Raw genomic sequence first — 21,235 nt, 5'->3', positions numbered from 1 at the left:
CGAACTCACGGCTCGGGATTGGTGATCGGTACCGCGATCCAGCCCGGACTCTGCTGGGTGCTTGGCCGCATCACGACCTCGGCACCGGCCGGGATGAACAGGCAGAGTGGAGTCCTGGGGGCCTGTCGGTAGGTGCGCCCATTCACCTCGAACACATTGGCCGACGTGGAGTCAGAATTGAACAGCATGAAGGTGTCGGTGGTGAATCGATGCCGGTCGGGCAACTGAATCGGGAAGGGCTGTCCGAAGATTCGCACCTCGTTGCGGCCGTCCCAGATCGCCGCGGCTGGGGTTCGCAGCCGCCGGATGGTGCTGTCCGGTGCGGTGAAGGCGAGGTCGCCGGTGCGGATCGTCTCGGCGGGCTCCCATTCGCGCACCGCCGCGGCGGTGGCGTTCACTTCGCGCGCGGTGACCGGGACGGTGAACGACGCCGACGTCGGGGTCAGCGTCGTGCCCGGCGGTACCGTCAGGGCGCGTGTGACGTCGACCGCGCTGGGGGTGAGATCCGGATTGCCGACGGTGACCACGGTGGTCTGGCTGTGTACCAGGCTGTCGCCGTGCGAGCTGACCGTCGCCTGAAGCAGGAAGCCGGTGATATCGGACAGTGGTGGTGAGGTCCAGCGGCGCAGGCCGTCCGCTCCGGCGGGGATCGAGGTCACGTCCTCGTCTCGATCGTTCCAGAACATGCGGTAGCTCGCCGGCGAGCCACGCCAGGCCAGGGTGACCGGCTGCCCATTGGGCACCGAAAGCTGGCTGGGCGCGAGGTCTTCGAAGAAGAAGCCGGGCGGGAACTTCGGTACGGAGAAGCTGGCGGCCCGATACGATGGGCCGTCGACGGGCCGTCCGGTCTCCTCGATGATGTCGATCGGAGCCAGGCCGGTGGTCGGGCTGATCCGGAACGGCCCGATGGTGATCGTGCCCGTCCAGCCCTCGGGCATGGCGGTGGGCTGCGGCGCGCGAAACTCGAAGATCAATTTGCCGTCCACGAGGCGTCGATCGCGAAGCCAATTCGCGGTGCCATCGCCCGAGATCGTCGCGTTCACACCGGTTGCCTCGGCGGTGAGGTCGGTGTGCGCGGCACCGACGGGCACCCAGATCTCGAAGCTGCGGAAGGTAAGGTCGTATTGGCCCTGTCGCAGGTCGATGGTGAGCGCGGCGGGGTCGCTGGCCCCGGCCACCAGCACCGGTGGCACGGTGCCTACTGAATAGACGAAAGCCGTACTGCGGGACAGGATTTCGACGGTCATGGCCTAGACGTCCTTTCCCAGCGGAATCCAGTACACCCGCATCGGGTTCGGGTCGAATTCACAGCGGGTTCCGGCCACCATCGGAACCGTCATGCTCTGGCCCGGCCTGAGGGTGTATCGACGGCTGTAGACGCCGAAGGGGGTATCGAGGGTCGCGTGTGCGTTGGTGATGTGCAGGAAGCCGTCTCGCGGCGCGGTGAAGGGTGCCGAGGTGCCAACAGGTCGTTGGCTGCCGACGGCCTGTATGGTTTGCGTGCCGGAGCGGGTGAGCGACTCCGTCACACGGAGATTCCGTGCCCGCAGCGCGTGTGAAACCTGCACGGCCGCAGGCGTACTGGCGGTAAGCGTCAGATCGCCGGCCGTCAGCGATCCCTGCACGGTCAGCTCGCCGAGGCTCGTGGGCACCGCGAAGTCGGCGCGTTCGGGCGTGAGGAGAATGCTGTCGCGAGTGTCGCCGACCCGCAGCGTGCGCGCCACGTCGGCGGACCGGATGCTGTCGTCACCGCCGCGCACGGCCACCGCGGTGGTGAGGGTACGGGTGGTCCTGGTCCCATCGCCCAGCTCTCCGCCTGCCTGAATCATGAACCCGGTCGTGGTGCGCAGCCGTGGAGAAGTCCAGCGCCGCAACCCATCCGGGCCCGCGGGTACGTCGGTGACGTCCTCGGTGCGGTCGGCCCAGTACAGCTGGAACCACGCCGCGTCTCCGCGCCAGCTCAGGGTGACGGCCTCGTCGGTACCGATCGCCACCCGATCGGGCGCGAAATCGCGCAACTGGGGTTCGGTGCCGCCGCTACCCGGCACGTCCACGTGGAAGGAGCGGATCGCCAGCTTGTCCTCGCGGTCGATGAACGCCCAGTGGAGTCGCACATACCGAGCGGAGACCGGCGGTGAGAGGGGAATCTCGACGGAAGGCGCCGGTTCGACGGTGGGCAGTGGGGACCAGGTGTTGCCATCGATCGAGGACTGTAGGTAACTCCTTCCGCTGCCGCCATAGCGGCCGTGGGTGTCGCCGAAGAGGATTCGCACACCGCGTACGGGGGCGACGGTCAGCAGATCGATGGTGATGGTGTGGTTGGGGAACAGATTATTCTGGCTGAGCCAGTAGGTGCCCTGGCTGTTGTCGAGCATGTAGCGCGGCAGATACGGCGGCTGCGTACCCAAGGCGCGATCCACGATCACCTCACCCGGGCTCCCGCCCGTGAGATCCGGTGCGCGCAACGGTATTCGTGCGCGGACGGCGGTCATGAGATCCGGTGCGGACAGCGGGATTCGCTCACGGACGGCGGTCATGGCCGTTCAGCTCCCGGTCGCAGTTGCAGGTATCCGGCCCGGGCTACGGGCACCGGGTCGTCGGGATAGCTGAGGAGATCGACCGGCACGATGGGCAATTCGCCCCAGCCGGGCGCCTCGGTCCCGGAGTCCCACGGTTCGGCCCAGCTCCAGGTGCCGTGCCAGGCGGCGGGGCGGGGCATGAGCACGCCGCCCGCGTCGTCGGTGGTGACGGTGAGTGAGCGCAGCGCGATGGGGCCGGAAGAGTCTGCGGTGCAGACGAACCGGAGGTAGCGGGCGGTGGGCGGTTCGGGTGGGGTGAGGTGCAGATCCCCGCCCGGAGCGACCTGGGACAGTCGAGTCCAGGTCTGGCCGTCCTCGGAGGTCTCCAGGAAGCCGTCCGGGGGCATCATTGCGCCCGCAGTATTGCCAGGGTAGAGGTCGACCCGCCGAATCGGGTGTGGTGCTTCGAGATCCAGCACGATCCAGTCGCCGGCCCGGGCGGGGCGCGGGCTGCGCCAGCTGGTGCCGAGATTGCCGTCGACCAGTTCCGCCAGGCCGTCGCCGTGCTCGTCGAGTAGGGAGGAGAACGCCGTCACCGGCTGCACGCGCAGCGGGGCCAGCAGCGGGTCCAGCCGGAAGGAGGCGCGAATGCGGTCGAGGGCGGCCGCGATCTGGTCGGCCGGTAGCCGCAGGGCTGCGACCGGGAGGATGTCCGTGGTGGCGTGGATGGCGGCGTGCGGGTCGGCGAGCAGGGTGAGCTGGCGGATCACCAGGTCGCCGGTTGGTTTGGCGGGGACGGCGAGGTCATGGCCGTCGGTGATGCGGCGCATATAGCCGGACTCGGTGGGTGGCAGGACGGTGTTGAGGAGCCGGTAGTCGATTGGGTCGCCGGGGTTGGCTCCGGCGAAGTAGCCGACCAAACCGTCTGTGAGCCAGGCATTGTCGCCGAGTCGGACCGGCCAGGTGTAGGTCGGGTAGTCCTCGCTCGGTGGATTCAGCACGTGCTGCCAGCCGGGGCGGGTAATGGGTGGTCCGGCGAGTTCGACGGTGAGGTCGGCGCGCAGCAGGGCGAGGGGACGGCCCAGTAGGCGGGCCGGGCTGGCGTCGGCTTCGGCAGCGTCGTCGGCAATGGTGTCCAGGGATTGGTCCAAGAGCTCCAGTACCGCGTCGAATTCGTCCGGGGTCCGGGCGCGCAGTGCGACGACCATGTCGGACAACTCCGGGTAGGCGTCGGAGAATCCCGGGTCGGCCGGATCGGCGAAGGGCGCGTGCGGCAGTGGGTTCCACGCGATCTCGCGCCGGTCGCCGACGACCCGCATTTCACCCAGCGGAGAGCCGTCGGGTGCGTACACCAGCAGGGCCTGGTCCAGATAGTTGAGCAACAGCCAGCCCACGACCGGCGAATTATCTTGTGCGGGAACATTGTCCAGCCGGACGCGGGCCTCTTGCATGATGCGCGGCGGCAGCTGGAAGAACCGGCGAGGTGACGTTGCCTGATCCGAAATCGGCTTGGACGGTGTGACACTCAGCGCGCGATAGGGCGGGAAGCTCAGATAGTTGTCCTGGCTGGGGTTGGTGATGTCGCAGGCGCGTCCGAAGCGGTCGATGATGCGCAGATCGCGGAAGTAGAACTGGCCCGCCCGCACGGCCTGGAAACGGTCGGACTCGGGCAAATCACCGCCTGGGGAACCGGGATTCGGCACCGTCTCGGGATCGCCGAACAATGCGCTGACCTCCGGAACGGACTGCGCCGAACCGGTGCGCTCCAGCAGCCAGTCGTTGAATCCGTCCAGGCTCTGGGACAGCAGGTCCATGGTCGCGTAGTCGGCCCGCAGCTGCGCCAGGCCCGCGGTCTCCGATTCCGGATAGGTGTTCAGATAGCGGCGGGCCTGTTCGCGCAGGATGTAGGGCGCGCTCGGGGTGAGGAAGGCGCGCTCCTTGAAGGTCATCCAGCGCAGGCCGTAGTCGCCGGTACCTGGGGTGGCCCCGCGGCCCAGCCATTGGTAGTGATTGCCGTCGAAGTACCAGTTATCGGTGCCATTGCTGCGAAAAGGCGTGGCGCACAGGCGAAGGTCCCATTGCAGATACATCGGCACCCACGCCTGCCGCCAGGCGGCGGTGTACTCGGGCAGCGGTCCGCGCACCCGGTTACCCGGGTCGGCGAGGGCGGCGCTCAGCACGGTGCCCGGCCCCGAGGCCGATGCGGTGAGGGCGGCCCAGTCCAGGAGCGCGAACTCGCGTAACAGGTTTCGGCAGGAATCCGGCAGATTGGTGAGGTCCGGCAGTGGCCGCGATGGCGGGTCCTGCCAGCTGGAGTCGTTCTGGATTTGGGTGACGAGCGCCGAGGGCACGCGGCAGGGCAGCGGATCGTCGAGGTCGCGGGTGAGCGGCTGCCCGCTGCCCGCGCCCTCGATCACCACGACCGGATCGGCGGGGCGATAGAACGGGTCGCGCCCGACGCGGCGCAGCTGCACATCGTCGGGAATCTCCTTGTCGTGCCGGAATTTCGCAATGTCCGCCGCGAGCTCCTCCGGGGTGTCTCCGTACGGAATCCGGCCGCGCAGCCGCAGCACCTCCCGCATGTCGGCGTCCACCTGTGCCGCCAGCGATCCGTCGCGATCGGGATTGAGCTGATTGTCCGCCTCGTGATTGAACGTGGGTGGGCGCGGATCGGGATAGGCGCCAGCGGGCTGATTGCGCAGCCACCAGATGCTCCACAGTCGCGATCGTTCGCGCTCCAGCTTCGGGACGAGTGCGTCGTGTTCGGCCTGATCGGAGTTCAGATCGGTCAGCCATTGCGGGAGGTTGCGCGAATCCTGTTGTCTGCCGGGGAAGGTCGCCTCCCAGCGATAGCCGCCATTGCTGCCGGCGAACCAGGCCGAACGGGTGGCCTCGTCGAGTTCGATATCCCCGTTGGGGGTGCCGTACGTGTCGATGGTTCCCTCGAGCAGCGCGCGCACCAGCTGCCCGGTGCGCGGCGAGCGGGTCTGCCCGGTGGTGAGCGCCTCGGCGGCGTCGGCGGTGCTGTGGCCCATGGACACCTTGGGGGTGAGCGGGCGGGGCCGGTCGGACTCCGGCGATGATCCCTGCCAGCGCCACGAAACACCGAGGGAGTGCCCGCAGTACAGGGTCGAGGCGATCGCGTCGGTCGGCGCGCTCCAACCGAGTGCGTCCAAGACTTGGCTGGTGCGTGAGATGCCTTCCTCCGGTGGCGGCACCAGGCCCGGAATGTCCAGGGCTTGCCGCAGTATGTCGGATGTGCCGTCGGCCCGGTCGGAGTACCAGCCGATCACCTGGTAGCTCAGCTCGTTGTCGGGTGGGAACACCGTGCCGAATTCGGCCCGGATGTCTTCCAGGGAGTCCCGCACGCAGAACACGTCCTCGTGGTAGGGCGCGTAGGCGGCGAAGGCGGGCAGGCCGGGACCGACCGTGGTGAGGAACAATTCGTGCGTCGGCGGCTCGGTCCACGGCCCGGTCTTCAGGTCGTGGCGGCGGCCGATGGTGTCGCGGTCCGGCGCGCCGGTGCCGCCGCCGGGCTTGCGGGTGGTGACGTAGCGGCTGGTGCCCCGGCCCAGTCCGCCGTCGGCGCGTTCCAGGTAGTCGCTGTGCACCACCCAGGCTGCCACTTTCCGCTGCCCATCCAAGCCGTTGTAGTGCCGCACCACCAGCCAGCGATTGGGTACCAGAGGGAAGGTGGTCTCGCCGGTTTCGGGGTGAAAGTGCCCGGCCGTCAGGGCTTCCGGCAGTTCCCACTGGACGTGGACGCCGGTCTGCGCCTCTTGCAGGCTCTGGCCGGGCGCGGGTTCGGCGCTGTCGGTGCGCTCCAGCATCTTTCGGAAGTCGGGCAGCCAAATATTGAATGGCTCGTCCTGTTTGACGCGCTGGTTGACGACGAGGGTGTGCACGCGGACGGGAACGATCAGATCGGTCCCGGTTCGGGGATCGCCGGTGGGTGTGGGCTCACTCATGGCTGTTCTCCTCGGGTCCGCGATGGCAGTAGTTGCTGTTCGATGGGGGCATTGACCATTTGCAGCGCGAACTGCGCGGTGCGCAGCGGGTTCGAGCCGATCATGTCGTTCAGCTCGGTGGTGAGCGCCGGAATCAGGCCGCGCGCGCCCAGTAGGTCCAGAACTCCCGGAGTTCCATTGGTGCGCAGGTGATCTCGTACCGATCCGGTGCGCGGGAACCAGCGGTTCTTCAGCGATTCGCCGAGCAAAGTCTCCTGATCGTGGCGCAGCTCGCGCAGATTGATGCGGTCGCCGTCGACGCCGAAGTGGATGCCCTCGGCGGGCTCGCGCAGCACGACTGTGTCGGGCACGTCGTCGAAGAGCACCAGCAGGGTGTCGGGGGCCGGTTGGTCGCGGCGCAGTTCGCTGACCGGACCCTTCGGACTGGTGGCGGTGATCCGGATGTCGGGCCAGGCGGGCACCAGCGCGGAGCGAATCAGCAGGCCCGCCTGGGGAGTCGAGCCGCTGCGGCGGGCGGTGGTGGCCGCGCGCAGCGTGTCGTCCAGGCGCAGATCGAGTGAGGTGTGCAGGCCGACGCTGGCCGCGCCGTCCACTAGTGCGTCGATCCAGGCGGCGTCGATTCGGAAGAGCCGCAACGACTCCGGCGGCAGTATGCGCGGATCGGGCACCAGATAGGAGAACGGGATGCCGCGCAGCAGGCCCAGAAGCTCCAGCCATTGCGGCATGCCGCCGGTGCGGGTGTCGGCCACGGCGCGCAGCGCCGCCTGCGGGGCGGCCTGGGTGAGCAGCCCGCGCGCCAGCGCCCGGCCCATCCGGCCGTCCGGTGCGGGTCGCGACAGCTCGGTCAACAGCGCGGCCTCGTCCTCGGCGGTGAGCTCCGCGCGGGGCGCGGCCAGGGCATCGGTGACCAGTCGGCTACTGTCGGCGAGCGTGCGCAGCCAGCCCATGCCCGGCCCGTCGGCGGTGTCCAGGGTGCGCCCCTGATCGGTTGCCATGGCCATGAGCGCGACCGCCCGGCTGGACAATTCGCGCCGCGCACGGGTGATCTCCGCGGTGTAGGTCGGATCGGCGAGCGCGATGGTGCGGCCCAGCGTCCACGCCGACGCGTACGACACATCGAACAGGCCGTGATCGGGCTCGTAGATGAGGGCGTGATCGGCCGTCGTGTGATGGTTGGGCGAGTACGGCACCTCCGGCGCGGTCACCGGGGTGGCGGGTCCGCGATACCAGGCAAAGCCGAAATCCCCGGACATAGCCCGCTGCGGCACCGGCACATAACCCAGGCGCAGGCGCTCGGCCACATAGGCGTCCTGGGAGCGGGTGCCGCCGGAGCCATTGCGCGGAAACAGTCGCAGGGCCAGATTCTCGGAATCGCGGTTGCCTGGCTCGATCAGGTTGCGCAAAAGATTGGCGGCGTCCAGGGACAGCGCCGGATCGTGCACGAACGACCACGAGTGCAGCACGGCCAGCCGCACCGCGGTGGCCGGGGAGTCGACGGTGTCCTTGAGCCAGCGGTCGTGCCCCTCCAGCGATACGAGATGCACTGCGTACGAGCCGGTGTCGTGTGGAAAGCGATTGGCGGTAAGGACACCGAACTCGCCCTCGGTCAGGATCTCCCCGTTCGCGCGCTGCGCCGCCGCGCTGACATAGCGCGCATGCGCCAGGTAGTACAGCTCCGCCTCGCGCGGCAGCACGCCACGCAGCGTCTCGACCGGCACGTCAATGGTCTGGCAATTGCTGTCCGGTGTCTCCGGCGGCAGCTGCGCCAGGGCGATACGCGGACCGGCCACCCCGGGCGCGGAACTGCCGATCATTCCGGTTTCGAGGTTGCCGACAATGTCTTTCACCTTGCGGGGCACTGTCTCGCCGAGTGCGCTCGGGTCGTCGGGCAGCTCGCCTTCGGCGAAGACCAGCAGCGCCAGCCACGGCGGGCGCGCCTCCACCCGGGAGAACTTGGGTTCCCGCTCCCAGGGCAGGATGGCCCGGTCCAGGGTGATGTGCGGCAGTGCGCTGGAGAAGTCGTCGGCGGCCCCGCGCGCGGGATACACCGCTTGCACCGACCCCGGGTCGAGCACGAATTGCACGGCGCGGATTTCGAATTCGTGCGCCAGTGTGGGCAGTTTGTCCTCGCGGTCGATCTCCCCGGCATCGTCTTTGAGAACCTGCCGGATATCCACCTGATACCGCCCAGCGGTGACCCGGGGCAGCAGATGGTCGTGGAATTCGATATCGAGCTTGGGCTGATTGGACACGGAATACTCCTCGGTCCGGGTATCGGAGGGGGTCTAGACCGCGGTGGTCAGTGGCGCGGAGACGAGCAGGTCGCGCGCGCGCCCGGCGTAGCGGGTGCGAGAACCGTTGGCTCCCGGCGCGATTCCCAGGGCATCGAGCGAGGCGTACACCGCGTCGCGGCGCGCAACAGTGGTCGGTGCGTCGATGGTGGCGGCGATGAGGTCGATGCTGCCGCTGGACGGTGCCGGCACCGGTCCCTCGACACTGCCCAGCCGCTGGGGCATGACACCGTCGTCGAGTGACTCCACGCCCAGCGCGGCCGAGGTGATCGTGCCGGTGCCCGGACCGAGAACCGGACCCTCGACAATGAATTCGAGCCCGGCCAGCAGACCGTCGATCATGCCGTCGTCGAGTGCGTCACCCGGTTTGTTGATGGGGTCACCCCACAGGGCACTGGCCATATCGCGCTCGAGTGTGCGCACGGTCCAGCCATTGCGGTCGACGTCGTAGTACTCCGAGGAGTTGTTGCGGCGGATCGTCACCCAGTGCTCGCAGGTCACGTTGCGCTTCTTCATCGGCCGGATGGAGACATCGCCGGCCGAGCCGAGGAGCTTGTCATTGAGGTACACCTGCGTGGCGGGAAGCGCTGCCTCCGTGTGGAATTCGAAGCCGTCGGCGGAGACCAGCGTCGGCGCGTCGGCGGCCGTGCGCATGGCCAGCTCCTGCGGATCCACGTCCACCATGAGCCCGGAGATCGGCGTGATCGCGAGAGGTTCGGGGAGCTGGGCCCGGAATTCGGTCCACGGAATGCCCGGAATCGACTGCTGGCCGGACCCGAAACCGAAGCCTAGGCTGATGAACCACAGCTTGACCTGCACCCGCCCGCCCAACGGCGGCGTCCACAGGTGCAGGTCGATGCCGACCTCCACCGATACCCGGATCCTGACGAACAGCACCTTCACGGTCGCGGCCACACCGATCCGGATGCCCATGCGCAGATCGAGATAGAACGGCTTCCACTGAATGAGCGCGTCCACATAGGCGGTGAACCAGGCCGAGACAATGCCCGACTGGTAACTGGCCGCCAGCCGCCCACCCGCCATCAGGGCGTTCGGGGTCAGCGCGGTGTAGCCCTGGGCCAGCACGGTGATCTTGCTGTCCGGGGTCCACTCGAAACCGAGCCGCGCCGGCCTCGGATAGTGTTGCGGCACAGTGTATGCCGGGTGATATCCGCCGACGGAGTACACGAAGTCGCCGCCGTGCCCGCCGCCGGTCCACACGTAAATGGCGAGGCCGCCGGTGAGCTTGGCCGACGGATCGAACAGGAACGAGGTGGGCGCGACCGCCGCGTCGAGGGACAGCAGACCCTGCGAGCTCCGGTAACCCAGCCGCAGATCCACATCCAGTCGCGCGTGCACCTTCCCGCCGGACTTGTTGCGCGGCAGCGTAATACTCGTGCGACCCAGCAGCATGACGGTGACGTCGTTGCCGAACTCCACCAGCGCGAGCGCCTGCGCCTCGATGAATTTGAACGAGGTGAACCGCACGCCGACCGCACCCCAGTACTGCCCGGAGCGTGCGGTCACCCAGCCACCCGGACCCATGAGCGAGGCCAGCAGTTTCTCCGGGTCGGGCGCCGGATCCGCCGAACTCAACCGGCCCATGAGCGGAAACTGCGGAAGCTCGGCCAATTCCGGAATCCGCACACTGCTGTTGACGCCGAAGCCCGCCGACAGCCCCGTCACCGAGAACGCGGGCGGGCCGAACAGTGCGACACCATTCGTGGCCGCGGCCTCACCGAACAAGAACACCGAGGTCCAGCCCTGCACGCTGCGGGCGTACGCGCCCGCCGCCTCGATGGCGAAGAACCCGGTCTCCACCGCCGCCAAACCCACCATGAGTTCGGTGAAGTCCGGATCGGTGCGCCGTTCGATCGCGCCCCGGATCTTCAGCGGCGGCCGGTCCATGGCAATGGCCGCACCCTGCAGGCGCGTCTGCACGCCGTAGCCGGAGTTCACTGTGATACCGAGGCCGACCAGTGACAGCGTCACCGGCCCGGCCGCGAAAGTGGCCTCCACACCGATGAACAGCGCGCCCTTCACGTATCCCAGCAGCACGCGCAGCAGCCGCACCGGGCCGAAGACCAGGTTCAGTTCGCGCCGCCAGCCGTCTGTCTCCTGGGTGCGCGCGATCGACCGTCCGTCCCCGGTGATCGGAAGCCGCAGCGGCTGTTGCGGTTGGCCACCATAGGTGAATTCCAGCCAGGCTTCGACACCCGTGGGCAGCCCGGCCTCGCCGAAGCGGGGCAGATTCTCCAGGTGGGGGCCGAGCACCTCGGCGAGCGTCTCCAGCACGACATCGGCGGCCTTGGTCTGATCGGCGGTCCAGGGTGCAGAGGTGGCGGCAAATCCCACTGCGGCCAAGGCGACATCGCGTTCGGGCACGATCACATCGCCGATGAAGGGCAGGTCCGAGAAGTGGGCGTCGAGCAGGCCGCGCGCGAGCACAGTCGTAATGCGCTGGGAGCCATTGATTCGCACCGAGCCCAGCAGCCAGCCGGTGCGCTCGGTCACCACGGCGGCCACCAGCTGCGCGGTGACGGTGTCGTACGCGAGGGCCAGCGCGCTCAGGTTCGGGAGGAGGAATTCCGGGAATCCGGAGAGGTTCACACCCAGCCCGGCGGCCAGGTCCAGGGCCGAGATGCCGGACAGGCCGTTCCAGGCGCCGGCCAGCAGTGTCGGCCAGCTGCCCGGTGGCAGTTCGTCGTCGGGGATGCCGGGGAGCTGCGGCCGGGGAATGACGAAGCTGACGGCGGGCAGCTCGCGGGGCAGCTCGATCGACAATGCGGGCAGCCGCGCGGTCCATTTCATCGAGCGCAGCGTCAGCTCGAACGCCCAATCCGGAAGTCCCAGTGCAACATTACCGATTTCGATGCTGGCGTCGAGTTGCAGCCGTACCCGTCGTTTGTCCCGGTCGCCCTGCCCATCGCGCCCGAAGAACGCAGACAGGCCGATCCGGGGCAGCCGCAGAGGACCGAACACGCCGCCGATGTCCAACCAGGACGGCGGATTGCCGGGGTCACCGCCGTCGCCGCCCGAGAAGCTGGGCTGAGTAACCCACACGTCCCGGTCCGCGCCGGGAGCCTGCCAGGCCGCGCCCAGCCACAGACCCGAATCCATTTGGCGGCCCGGCAGTTCCGGCCACCAGCCGGTGTCCGCGCCGACCGCTTCCAGAATGCGCTGATTGAGCGTCGCCGCCTGCTCTGCGGACAGGCCCGCCGAGCCGACCCCGATCACCTCCACGCCGTGCACGCCGATCGAATCGGCCTCCGGGACGAGTTCGGCCAGCGGTGGCACATCCGACAGCAGCGCCCGCACGCCGCGCAGGCCGACCATACCGGTGACGGCCGAATTGATTGTGGCGCAGATGATTCGCAACTCGTCGGTCTCGGCCGCGACGGTGGTGGCGACCGGGTCGAAGTCGTAGCGGACGGTCACGTCGGGCAGGTCGCCCAGGAAGGCCTCCGGTGCATCGCCGAGATCGACGCCCCAGGCGGCGACCACCCGGGTAATGGACAGGGGGAGCCGGACGGCGCAGATCAGGGTCTGGACCTGCTGCCGGGCCGAGTCGGCCACGAAGCGCAGATCCAATTGAGCGGTGCCGCCCGCGACCAGCGTCTGACCCGCGATGGTGAGAGCCTGGCGATCGAATGCGGTAGTGCGCAGGGAAATCGAGGTGGCGGCCTCCAGCAGGGCGAACAGCTCGGTCAGGCCCCAATCGGCCATGGTAAGGGTGAAGTCGTCGCCAGGACTGGATGGGAATCGGTCGAGCAGTTCATCAACTGTCAGAGACACAGCTTTCCTCCAGACTCGGTCCGGGATCGGACAGCTATTGGAAGGTCGATAGACGGCGCTGAAATCGGAGCCTAGCTTGCTGTTACAGACTGGGGCCCCGTTACAGACTAGGGCCGAGAGGTGACTGTTTCTACGGGTTGGCATATTCCTGTGACACAGAAATTCCCCGCTACCCTGAAAGCGATTGTCGCACTGCACCGTGAATTCGAGCTGCCGGTGCAGCAAGCAAAGGACTTTGTATGAGAGTACCGGCCACCACGTGAAATTGTCCGGAAACCAGGAGAATCAGTCGCGGAAAAGTACTCGACGCCTGATTTTTGTGCCGTATCGGCCGCCGCACGATCGGCTTCGGTTCCATTCTTGGGTTCCGACTCGGCCGATAACAGCTATTCCGAGTAGTAGGCAACTGAAACGGGACTCGATCTGCAGAATGCGCCCGAAGTCGGCTCATCGATACTGTTCACTGCTGCGTAAAATGGGGCTTCACGCAACCGAACGACCGTTATCCTGTCATGAAACCAGGAGTGTGGGACTCGCAGAGACTCGCCGCCGAGTCCACACAAGCAGCAGCGAGAGGTAAGGGACTGTGCGACAATAGGTTCAGCTGTACAACACTCGAAGCTATCTGGTGGACGCGCGTTATTCACACGTGAATTGCGCGAGCCGAGTGCGTGTCTCGGGACACGGCCCCAAATCTCCGTCAGCATGGCATTCGTACCCGTGACGACCACGCCTATGAACCGAGCAGAATCGACGTACGGCCGGGCGTTGTTGCCGCAGGTCCGTGCCCTCGGCGGGGCACTGTGAACATGGGAACAGGTCTGAACTGCGGTTTGCTGCCGGGCAGTTGGTGATTGAAGCCGAATTCCGATTATAGGCAGGTGATGCCGCCATCTTGGCTGGCCGAGAGCAATGACGGAGTGCTGGGAGGACGGGGCTCTTGCCTCGACGGTGGGCAGCAGCTGATGGTGTGCCGCACGCGTGCGTCGAACCCCTCGCCCGGCCCCGCCTACGTGTGGGGCCGGCCGATGGTTTCGATGATCAACCGGCGCACCGGGCTCCTCACTTCGAGGCGGCCGCCGAAGCAAAGCTTGCGCCCATTCCGATACTCGCTCCGCCGTCGACCGGGATCACCGCGCCCGTCACAAATCTCAGGTTCGGCGATACGAGCGCGCCGACCAGGTCGGCGAATTCGCGGGGTTGCCCGATGCGGCCCATCGGCAGGCCGTTTCCGAGACGGGTTTTGGAGAGTTCCGGTTGTCTGTCGATTGTCTTGGCGATGAGGGGGGTGTCGAAGTATCCGGTCAGCAGGGTATTGACGTTGATGTTGTGCGGCCCGGCCTCCAGGGCGAGGGTTTGGGCGTAGCCGATAACGGCCGACCAGACGGTCGCCGGGGCTGCCATCCCGACGGCTGGGCGTTGCGCGACTCCGGAAACCACGTTGAGGACGCTGCCGCCTTCGGTTGTCATGTGCGGCAACGTCGCTCGTACGGATCGGACCACGTAGAAGAAGTGGCGTTCGAAGGCTGTCAGCCAGACGTCGTCGGTGAGCTCGGCGATGCGGCGGATCGGCGGTCCACCGTCGTTGGTGACCAGGACGTGGACGGCCGGACCGAACCGTTGAATTGTCTCGGCCGTGACGCGCTCGATGTCTGCGGCGACCGAGCAGTCGGCGGCAAGTCCGAGGATCTGTTCTCGGCCGTACTTGTCGGCAAGCTGTGCTGCGGCGGCCGCGACCTTCTCCGCGCGCCGCGCGAAGATCGTGACGAAGGCGCCTTCTTGCAACAGGCGATCCGCGATCGCGAAACCCAAACCATCGCTGCCACCGCCGACGATGGCGACCTTCCCGGTCAGTCCCAGGTCCATCACTCGACTCCGATCGATGTAAGAAATGATTCGGCATTGCCCGAGAACACGTCGTCCAGGACGTCCGGGGGGAAGCCCTGCTCACGCCATTCCTGCACCAGTCGCTCGTGGCTGAGCATCGGGTAGTCGGCTCCGAAGAACACCCGCTTACGCAGGCGCTTGCCGATCTCGCGCCGCAGCTCGTCGGAGAAGTAGCGCGGAGACCAACCATGCAACTCCATCCAGACGTTGGCCTTGTGGAGTGCGATCGCGATCATCTCCGATTGCCAGGGCCACGCCACCCGAGCCGCGATCACGTTCAGGTCGGGATATCTGGCTGCGATGCGGTCGACGTAGCGGGGGTGGCAGCCCTCGAGCGTGATGCCCATGCCGCCACGGGTTCCGGCGCCGGTGGCCGACATGCCGACGTGGACCAGCACCGGACGGTTGGCCTCGATGCATAAATTCAGGCACTTCTCCCACTCCGGCTGGTCCGGTGTGCCGGCCGGGGTGAACGAATGAACGGTCAGCCCGACCAGTCCCGGCCCCTCGCTCAGGCAGCGCTCGAATTCCCTGACATGATCCGGCCGCGTGGGATCGATGCCGATCCAGTTGCCGAGCACGACGTCGGGATGTGCGCGGGCGAAGTCGAACGCGTAGTCGTGCTGGTCACGTAATGCACCGGCATCCATCTTGTAGGTGAAGGCGAAGTCGAGCATCACGGTGGCGTTGGCCCGGCGAAATTGGGCCGCCTGCTCTTCATCGCTGACGAAATTCATGCCCCACTTGAAATAGCCCTGCAGGGCCGCACGATCCTCGGCGCTCTCGTACGGACTTCCTTTCCAGCCCTGTTCGGTGCCCCAGTGGGAGTGGAAGTCGATCAGTCGGGGTGGCGATGCGTTCAACGCTGAATACCTTTTCCTCAGTGGGGAGTTGATCAGTGGACATTGCGGGTCGAATCGCCCCAATACGGCGCGCGTAACGCCTTCTTGTCGACCTTCCCGACCGCCGTCTGCGGCAGTGCATCGACGACCACGACCTTCTTGGGCGCATACATCGAGCCCTTGACCTGCTTCACGAAGCCCTGGAGCGCGCGGACATCGACCTGCTGCCCGGGGCGCGCAACCACGAACGCGGTGACGATCTCGCCCCACCTGTCGTCGGGTACACCGATCACCGCCGCCGAGCCGACCGAAGGGTGCCCGGTCAGGGCGGCCTCGACCTCGCTCGCGTAGATGTTGAAACCCCCGGAGATGATCATGTCCTTCTTGCGGTCGACGATGTACAGCAGGCCCTCGTCGTCCTGACGGGCCAGGTCCCCGGTGTGCAACCAACCGCCCGCGAGTGCTGCCGCGGTTTCCTCGGGAAGGTTGCGGTAGCCCAGCATGACTCCGCGGTTGCGCATGACGATCTCGCCCACCTCGCCCGGGGGAACATCGTGACCGTCGTCGTCGATCAGCCGGATGCGGTTCCCGACCACGGGACGGCCACAGGAGGCGAGCCGCTCCAGGCTCGTGTTCTCGTGCGCGGCCTTGGGCAGGACCGTCCCGATGCCGGTCGACTCCGTCTGCCCGTATATCTGGGCGAAGACCGGGCCGATCCGCTCCCGGGCCTCTGCCAGGCGCACCGGCGACATCGGCCCGGTGGCATACCAGATCACCTCGAGGCTGGACAGGTCCCTGGTCTCCGGACGCTCGTGGTCCAGCAGCGTGTAGATCATCGTCGGCAGGCCGCTGAGACAGTTGATGCGCTCGGTTTCGATGATGTCGAGGAATCGGCCGGGTTCGAAGCCCTGCTCGATCACGACGGTGCCGCCGCGAAGTAGCGTCGGGATGACGCCGAGCCCCGCGGCATGGGTGAGCGGGGCCGAGGCCAGATATCGCGGCAGGTGCGGCTGTTCGAAGTCGGCCATGTGCGCGTACACCATCTGCACCATCGACCGGTGCGGCTGCATCACGCCCTTGGGTCTGCCGGTCGTCCCCCCGGTGTATTGCAGCCATGCGACGTCCGTCTCGGTGGCCGGGCCGGGGTCGAGTGGTCGAGCCGCGTGCGACTCGCCCTCGGGCAGGCCACCTGCGGCCGGGACGACCAGCAGGTGTTTCAGCGAGCCCGCCTCCGCGAGGACTTGGCGCCCGTGCTCCTCGAGAGCAGCGGTAACGACCAACACCGTGGCCTGCGCATCCTCGCAGACGACGATGTGGTCCTCGACCGAGGCCAGGGCCTGCAGGCCTGTGAAACGCCCGCCCATCAGGTACGTCGCAGCCTGGATAATCCATGACTCGGGCGTATTCGGACCGAGCATCGTGACACCCACTCCGAGCCCCACCCCCCGGCGGGCCAGCGCGGCCATGTACTGCGAGACGAGATCTCCGACTTGCGCGTAGGTCAGTCGCCGGTCACCGGCGACGAAGGCCTCGGACGAGCTGTGCCGAGTGAGGGCCTGCACGATCAGATCGCTCAGCGTCACCCCGGAGGAGGCCGCGGTGGCAGTTGCCGAGGCGGAAGGGCTCGGCACGTCGACGAGATGAGACATACCCCAACGATGGGCGCCTACCGCACGGGCGTACCACCGATGTTCCGCCTGGAATTACGGATAACCCGCCACGTTGACGCTGGTCATGAGTTTCGCGCCGTAGCGCGGTAGTGACCGGGTGTCTGGCCGACGAGGTTGGTGAAGGCATCGATGAAGCTGCTCGGGTTCGCCCAGCCCAGTCGTATCGCGGTATCGGTGACCGAGGTGCCTTCGGAGAGTTCGATCAGTGCCCGCTGGATGCGCAGCAGCGTGCGCCACTGATGGAAGCTCATCGACAGCTCGCTGCCGAACAGCCGGCTGAGGGTGCGTTCGCTCGAACCGGTTCTGTGCCCCAGCTCCGCCAGCGTCGCCGGGCCGGCCGGGTCGGCGTGCAGCAGATCGGTCACGGCCTTGAGGCGAGGGTCGCTCGGCTCCGGAAGGCGCAGTGGTTCCTTCGGGGCGCGAGCGAGTTCCGTGACGACGACCTCGAGCAGCAGCCGGGCGCGGGGGCTGTCGGCGGGTTCGGGGTCGCCGGTCATGGCCAGGTACGCCTCGCGTATGAGTGCGCTGGCCACGAACACCGACGGTTCCATCGGCAGCTGCTCGGCCAGTGCCGCCGGGACCCCGAGCACTCGGATATCGGTCTGGCCGTGCGAGCGACTGCTGTGTACAGAGAAGGGCGGCACCCAGGTCATGCGGTTCGCCGGCGCCACCCAGGTGCCGACCTCGGTCGCAGTGACCAGCGCTCCAGAAGCGGCATACCTGAGCTGCCCGAAATCATGGAAGTGTGCGGCGACCTCTTCGCCGTGGGCCAGCGGCTCGCAGGCTGGCGAATCGTCGGTCCAGAACACCGGTTCGGGGACAAGTTCGGTCATCGGCACCCACTCTAGGCGGCGGCCGGAATGCTGGCGGGTTATCAGGATTTCCTGGCGTGACACCGGTGGTACGCCTGTCTTCCGGCGTTCATCGTTGAATTATGCGAGCAATCACCCAACACACGCTCGGGGGCCCGGAGGTCCTCACCCTCGCGGAAGCGCCCGCGCCCCGCCCCCTGCCGACCGAAGTCCTCGTCCGGGTCGAGGCCATCGGGCTGAACCCACTCGAACCGCGCCTCCGGGCCGGTGAATTCCCGCTGCTCGGCCGGCCGCCGTTCATCCTCGGCTGGGATATCAGCGGTGTGGTCGAGACGGCGCAGACGTGGCGCTTGCGGCCCGGCGACGAGGTGTTCGGGATGCCGCTGTTCCCGCGGGCCGCCAACGCGTACGCCGAATTCGTGGCAGCGCCGGCCCTGCACCTGGTGCGCAAACCGGCATCGCTCTCGCACGTCGAGGCGGCGGCGTTGCCGATCGTCGGGCTGACCGCGTGGCAGGGCCTGGTCGACCTCGGCGGCGTGCGCGAAGGCACCCGCGTCCTCATCCACGCCGGTGGTGGCGGGGTCGGTCACGTAGCGATCCAGATCGCGAAATCACTTGGCGCGCACGTGATCACAACCGCAAGCGAGAGCAAACGGGAGTTCGTCGAGGAACTCGGCGCCGACGAGGTCATCGATTACACCGCGGTCGACTTCACCGAAGTCGTCAGCGACATCGAGGTGGTGCTCGACACGCTCGGCGGCGATACCGCCGCGCGCTCGCTCGAAGTGCTCCGCCCCGGGGGCCACCTCGTGACCGCGGTCGCCGACGAGGATACGGAGCTCATCGCGAAGTTCGAGGCGGCCGGCAAGCATTTCAGCGGCATCGCGGTCGACCCCGATCCGGTCGCCCTGCGAGGACTCGTCGACCTCGTCGAACAGGGCAAGCTCCGGGTCCACGTGCAGGCGACCTTCCCGTTCGAGCAGATCGCCGACGCACACCGGCTGATCGAGAGCGGTCATCTCCAGGGCAAGGTCGTCCTCACCGTCTGATCCCCTCATGGGACCTCACGCGAACGGGGATATGGCTGGGGCGGTGCTGGACTCGGCGAGGTGACCTCGAGGGTTCGCTGAAGCAGGCTTCGTTGGACCGACTGCTGAACTGAGTGGCCGGAATGGCCGGCGTTCTCACGCTGCCGCGTGAGCGGTGGCGTGGGTACGTTCGTACTCGACCGGCCTGAGCATCGCAATCCTCGAACGCCGTCTCACGGGGTTGTAGTAGGCCTCGATGTATTCGAAGATGGCGTTGGTCAGGTCCTGACGAGTGGCCCACGTCTTGGTGCCGATCGGCTCTAATTGCATTGTGCCGAAGATGGCGGGTGTCACCCGGTTCCTGATCGGCGGGCATGCGTTCGGATTCTGGGGCTGGAAGGGTTTCGCCGCGTTGATCTTGGTGTTGGCGGTCGGTGCCGGGATCTATCACTGGGTGGATCTGCCAGTTATGCACAACTTCGCTTCGCAGCACGGCGAAATCCGGCGAGAGACGCAGTCGCGTAACGGTTTTGTCTCGCCGGAAGACATAGGTGTACAAGATGAGGCTGCGACATGGAACTATTTCGACGACTTGGCCGACACCGGCCCGGAACTGGACTGACTACTTGATGAAGCTCTCTGCGCAACACGGCTTGGCCGCCCTGCGGACCATTGCCATCGCGTTCACCGTCATGATGTCTGCGACGTTGTTCGACGGTGCTGCCTCGGCGGCGCCACCGAGACCGTCGGCTATCACCTCCATCGTAAAGGAAGGGCGCACTTGGCATCTGGAGGTGTACTCGTCGGCGATGGACAAGGACATCGCGGTTAATGTGCAGCGTCCGGCCGACGAGTCCAAGCCCGCTCCCAACCTCTACATGCTCAATGGCCTGGACGCTGGTGAGGGAACCGCGAATTGGAAGGACCAGACCAACGCGTTGGAATGGCTCGCCGATAAGCCGGTCAATGTCATTCAGCCGATCGGCGGTCGTGGGAGTTACTACACCGACTGGCTGCGGCCCGACCCTGTCCTCGGGGTCAACGAGTGGAAGACCTTCTTCACCGAGGAGTTGCCTCCACTGCTGGACAAGGCCCTGGGCTCGACGGGTGTCAACGCGCTGACCGGGCTGTCGACCTCGGGCACTTCGGTGCTGCAGCTTGCCGAGGCCAAACCGGGGCTATGGAAGTCCGTCGCCGCGTACAGCGGTTGCGCGCAGATCGCCGATCCTCTGGGGCAACAATTCGTCAAACTCGCAACAGGGGCATGGGCTGGTGGCAACACCGCGAATATGTACGGTCCCGACAACAGCCCGCTGTGGGCGCAGAACGATCCGGTCATCCATGCGGATAAGCTGCGCGGCACGCTGCTCTATGTGTCCAGCGGGAGTGGCATCCCAGTGATGCAGGATGCCGAGAACTATGTGGCCCTCGCGCATGGACCGATCGGCGTGGCGAACCTTGCTCTCGGAATGATTATCGAAGCGGCGGTCAACGGTTGCACGCACAACCTGCAGACCCGTCTCGACTCGTTGAGTATTCCGGCGACCTTCCGCTTCGACCCGGTAGGGACGCACTACTGGCCGTACTGGGAGCAGGCGCTGCACGATTCCTGGCCGATGCTGGCGCGAGGGATGGCACTGACGAACTGATCGGGCAGTGATGACCGGCTGCTGGTCCCCGCGGCGGTGGTGCTGCAGGTGACGTTCGGCCAGCTCGGCCGACCAGAACAACATGTCGGAGTGGTTGCCGCGCGCCGCTGCGGCCTCGAATTGGCCTTCCAAGCCCGTGATGTCGAAATGCCGGGCAGAGAACCGTGCCTCCCGTTCGCCTGGCCGATCTGACCCGCCGCCTCGATCACCCCGACACGGTCGCCAGTACCGACCACGTTGCGTCAGCTATCCAGGATTACGGTCAAGCGTCCAGCGATCTGCTCCGCACCGCCGAGTACGGCACCATCCGTGACGTTCTGATGGCGCGCTATCTCACCGCCAAAGCCCACGCCCTCACCCACCTCGCCGGCACACCACACGATCCCGGAGCAGTCATCGCGGCAGATCGACCACAGGACTCCCTCGTTCACCCACACCCAGCCGCGCTGATCCAGGGCGCCATCCAGTTCTACGAGCACGCCGCCAGCACAGCAAGCCCCCGTGGCTCCACCGGGATCCTCCGATCGCTGGCAACCACCGCCGGTGCCGAGCTGAAGCAATCGAACCCGCTGGCAGACAACGCAACCACACCTGCGAGCGGCGAATTCGACAGCATCGCACGAGCAATCAACGACCTCGTGCTGATCACGGTCAGCCGTCGAAACCGCTTCACCGACAACGAAATCGAACAGCTTCTCGACATAGTCGACCCGATGTACTACTACATCACCGCCGGACGAAACTAGATGACCTCGACGAAAACCACACATTCGG

General features: G+C 66.8%; 14 protein-coding genes. 4 read left to right on the top strand and 10 right to left on the bottom strand.

Annotated elements, in window-relative coordinates:
- Positions 1-5 precede the first annotated feature (5 nt).
- The 9 genes from KO481_RS36445 to KO481_RS36405 form a co-directional block, all read right to left on the bottom strand.
- Positions 6-1,247, bottom strand: a complete 1,242-nt coding sequence (locus tag KO481_RS36445) for a hypothetical protein (protein WP_215923092.1) — start codon at positions 1,245-1,247, stop codon at positions 6-8.
- Between the two features lie 3 nt (positions 1,248-1,250).
- Positions 1,251-2,537: a discoidin domain-containing protein gene (locus tag KO481_RS36440; RefSeq protein ID WP_215923091.1), complete on the bottom strand. Its 1,287-nt coding sequence runs from the start codon at positions 2,535-2,537 to the stop codon at positions 1,251-1,253.
- On the bottom strand, positions 2,534-6,487 hold the full coding sequence (locus tag KO481_RS36435) for a discoidin domain-containing protein (protein ID WP_215923090.1): 3,954 nt from the start codon (positions 6,485-6,487) through the stop codon (positions 2,534-2,536). Before KO481_RS36435 ends, KO481_RS36440 begins: the two co-directional genes overlap by 4 nt.
- Positions 6,484-8,739, bottom strand: a complete 2,256-nt coding sequence (locus KO481_RS36430) for a hypothetical protein (protein WP_215923089.1) — start codon at positions 8,737-8,739, stop codon at positions 6,484-6,486. Before KO481_RS36430 ends, KO481_RS36435 begins: the two co-directional genes overlap by 4 nt.
- A gap of 33 nt (positions 8,740-8,772) precedes the next feature.
- Positions 8,773-12,573: a DUF6603 domain-containing protein gene (locus tag KO481_RS36425; RefSeq protein ID WP_215923088.1), complete on the bottom strand. Its 3,801-nt coding sequence runs from the start codon at positions 12,571-12,573 to the stop codon at positions 8,773-8,775.
- A gap of 1,062 nt (positions 12,574-13,635) precedes the next feature.
- On the bottom strand, positions 13,636-14,439 hold the full coding sequence (locus tag KO481_RS36420; RefSeq protein ID WP_215923087.1) for an SDR family NAD(P)-dependent oxidoreductase: 804 nt from the start codon (positions 14,437-14,439) through the stop codon (positions 13,636-13,638).
- Positions 14,439-15,323 (bottom strand): amidohydrolase family protein, encoded by an 885-nt coding sequence (locus KO481_RS36415; RefSeq protein ID WP_215923086.1) that lies wholly within the window; start codon positions 15,321-15,323, stop codon positions 14,439-14,441. The genes KO481_RS36420 and KO481_RS36415 overlap by 1 nt, the downstream gene beginning before the upstream one ends.
- Positions 15,324-15,355: 32 nt before the next feature.
- Positions 15,356-16,951, bottom strand: coding sequence for an AMP-binding protein (locus KO481_RS36410; protein WP_215923085.1), 1,596 nt, complete (start codon positions 16,949-16,951; stop codon positions 15,356-15,358).
- Between the two features lie 83 nt (positions 16,952-17,034).
- Positions 17,035-17,805 (bottom strand): AraC family transcriptional regulator, encoded by a 771-nt coding sequence (locus KO481_RS36405; RefSeq protein ID WP_215923084.1) that lies wholly within the window; start codon positions 17,803-17,805, stop codon positions 17,035-17,037.
- Positions 17,806-17,906: 101 nt separating this feature from the next.
- On the opposite strand from KO481_RS36405, the gene KO481_RS36400 reads away from it, so the two are divergent.
- Positions 17,907-18,833 carry an NADP-dependent oxidoreductase gene (locus KO481_RS36400; protein WP_215923083.1) on the top strand — a complete coding sequence of 309 codons (927 nt, stop codon included), beginning with the start codon at positions 17,907-17,909 and terminating at the stop codon, positions 18,831-18,833.
- A 135-nt stretch (positions 18,834-18,968) separates the two neighbouring features.
- Here the strand turns inward: KO481_RS36400 and KO481_RS36395 are convergent, their stop codons facing one another.
- On the bottom strand, positions 18,969-19,142 hold the full coding sequence (locus KO481_RS36395) for an IS3 family transposase (protein WP_215923082.1): 174 nt from the start codon (positions 19,140-19,142) through the stop codon (positions 18,969-18,971).
- Position 19,143: 1 nt separating this feature from the next.
- Here KO481_RS36395 and KO481_RS36390 point away from each other — a divergent pair, with 1 nt between their 5' ends.
- From KO481_RS36390 to KO481_RS36380, 3 genes are all read left to right on the top strand, one after another.
- Positions 19,144-19,434: a hypothetical protein gene (locus KO481_RS36390; protein WP_215923081.1), complete on the top strand. Its 291-nt coding sequence runs from the start codon at positions 19,144-19,146 to the stop codon at positions 19,432-19,434.
- Between the two features lie 7 nt (positions 19,435-19,441).
- Positions 19,442-20,461 carry an alpha/beta hydrolase gene (locus tag KO481_RS36385; protein ID WP_215923080.1) on the top strand — a complete coding sequence of 340 codons (1,020 nt, stop codon included), beginning with the start codon at positions 19,442-19,444 and terminating at the stop codon, positions 20,459-20,461.
- A 320-nt stretch (positions 20,462-20,781) separates the two neighbouring features.
- Entirely contained in the window at positions 20,782-21,207 is a 426-nt protein-coding gene (locus tag KO481_RS36380) for a hypothetical protein (RefSeq protein ID WP_215923079.1), read from the top strand.
- The last annotated feature ends 28 nt before the right edge of the window (positions 21,208-21,235 follow it).

Origin of the sequence: Nocardia albiluteola, from assembly GCF_018860155.1 — a bacterium.
In the GTDB taxonomy this organism is placed as follows: Bacteria; Actinomycetota; Actinomycetes; order Mycobacteriales; family Mycobacteriaceae; genus Nocardia; species Nocardia albiluteola.
Note: the sequence above shows the minus strand (reverse complement) of the source record. Positions and strands in the feature narration are given on the sequence as shown.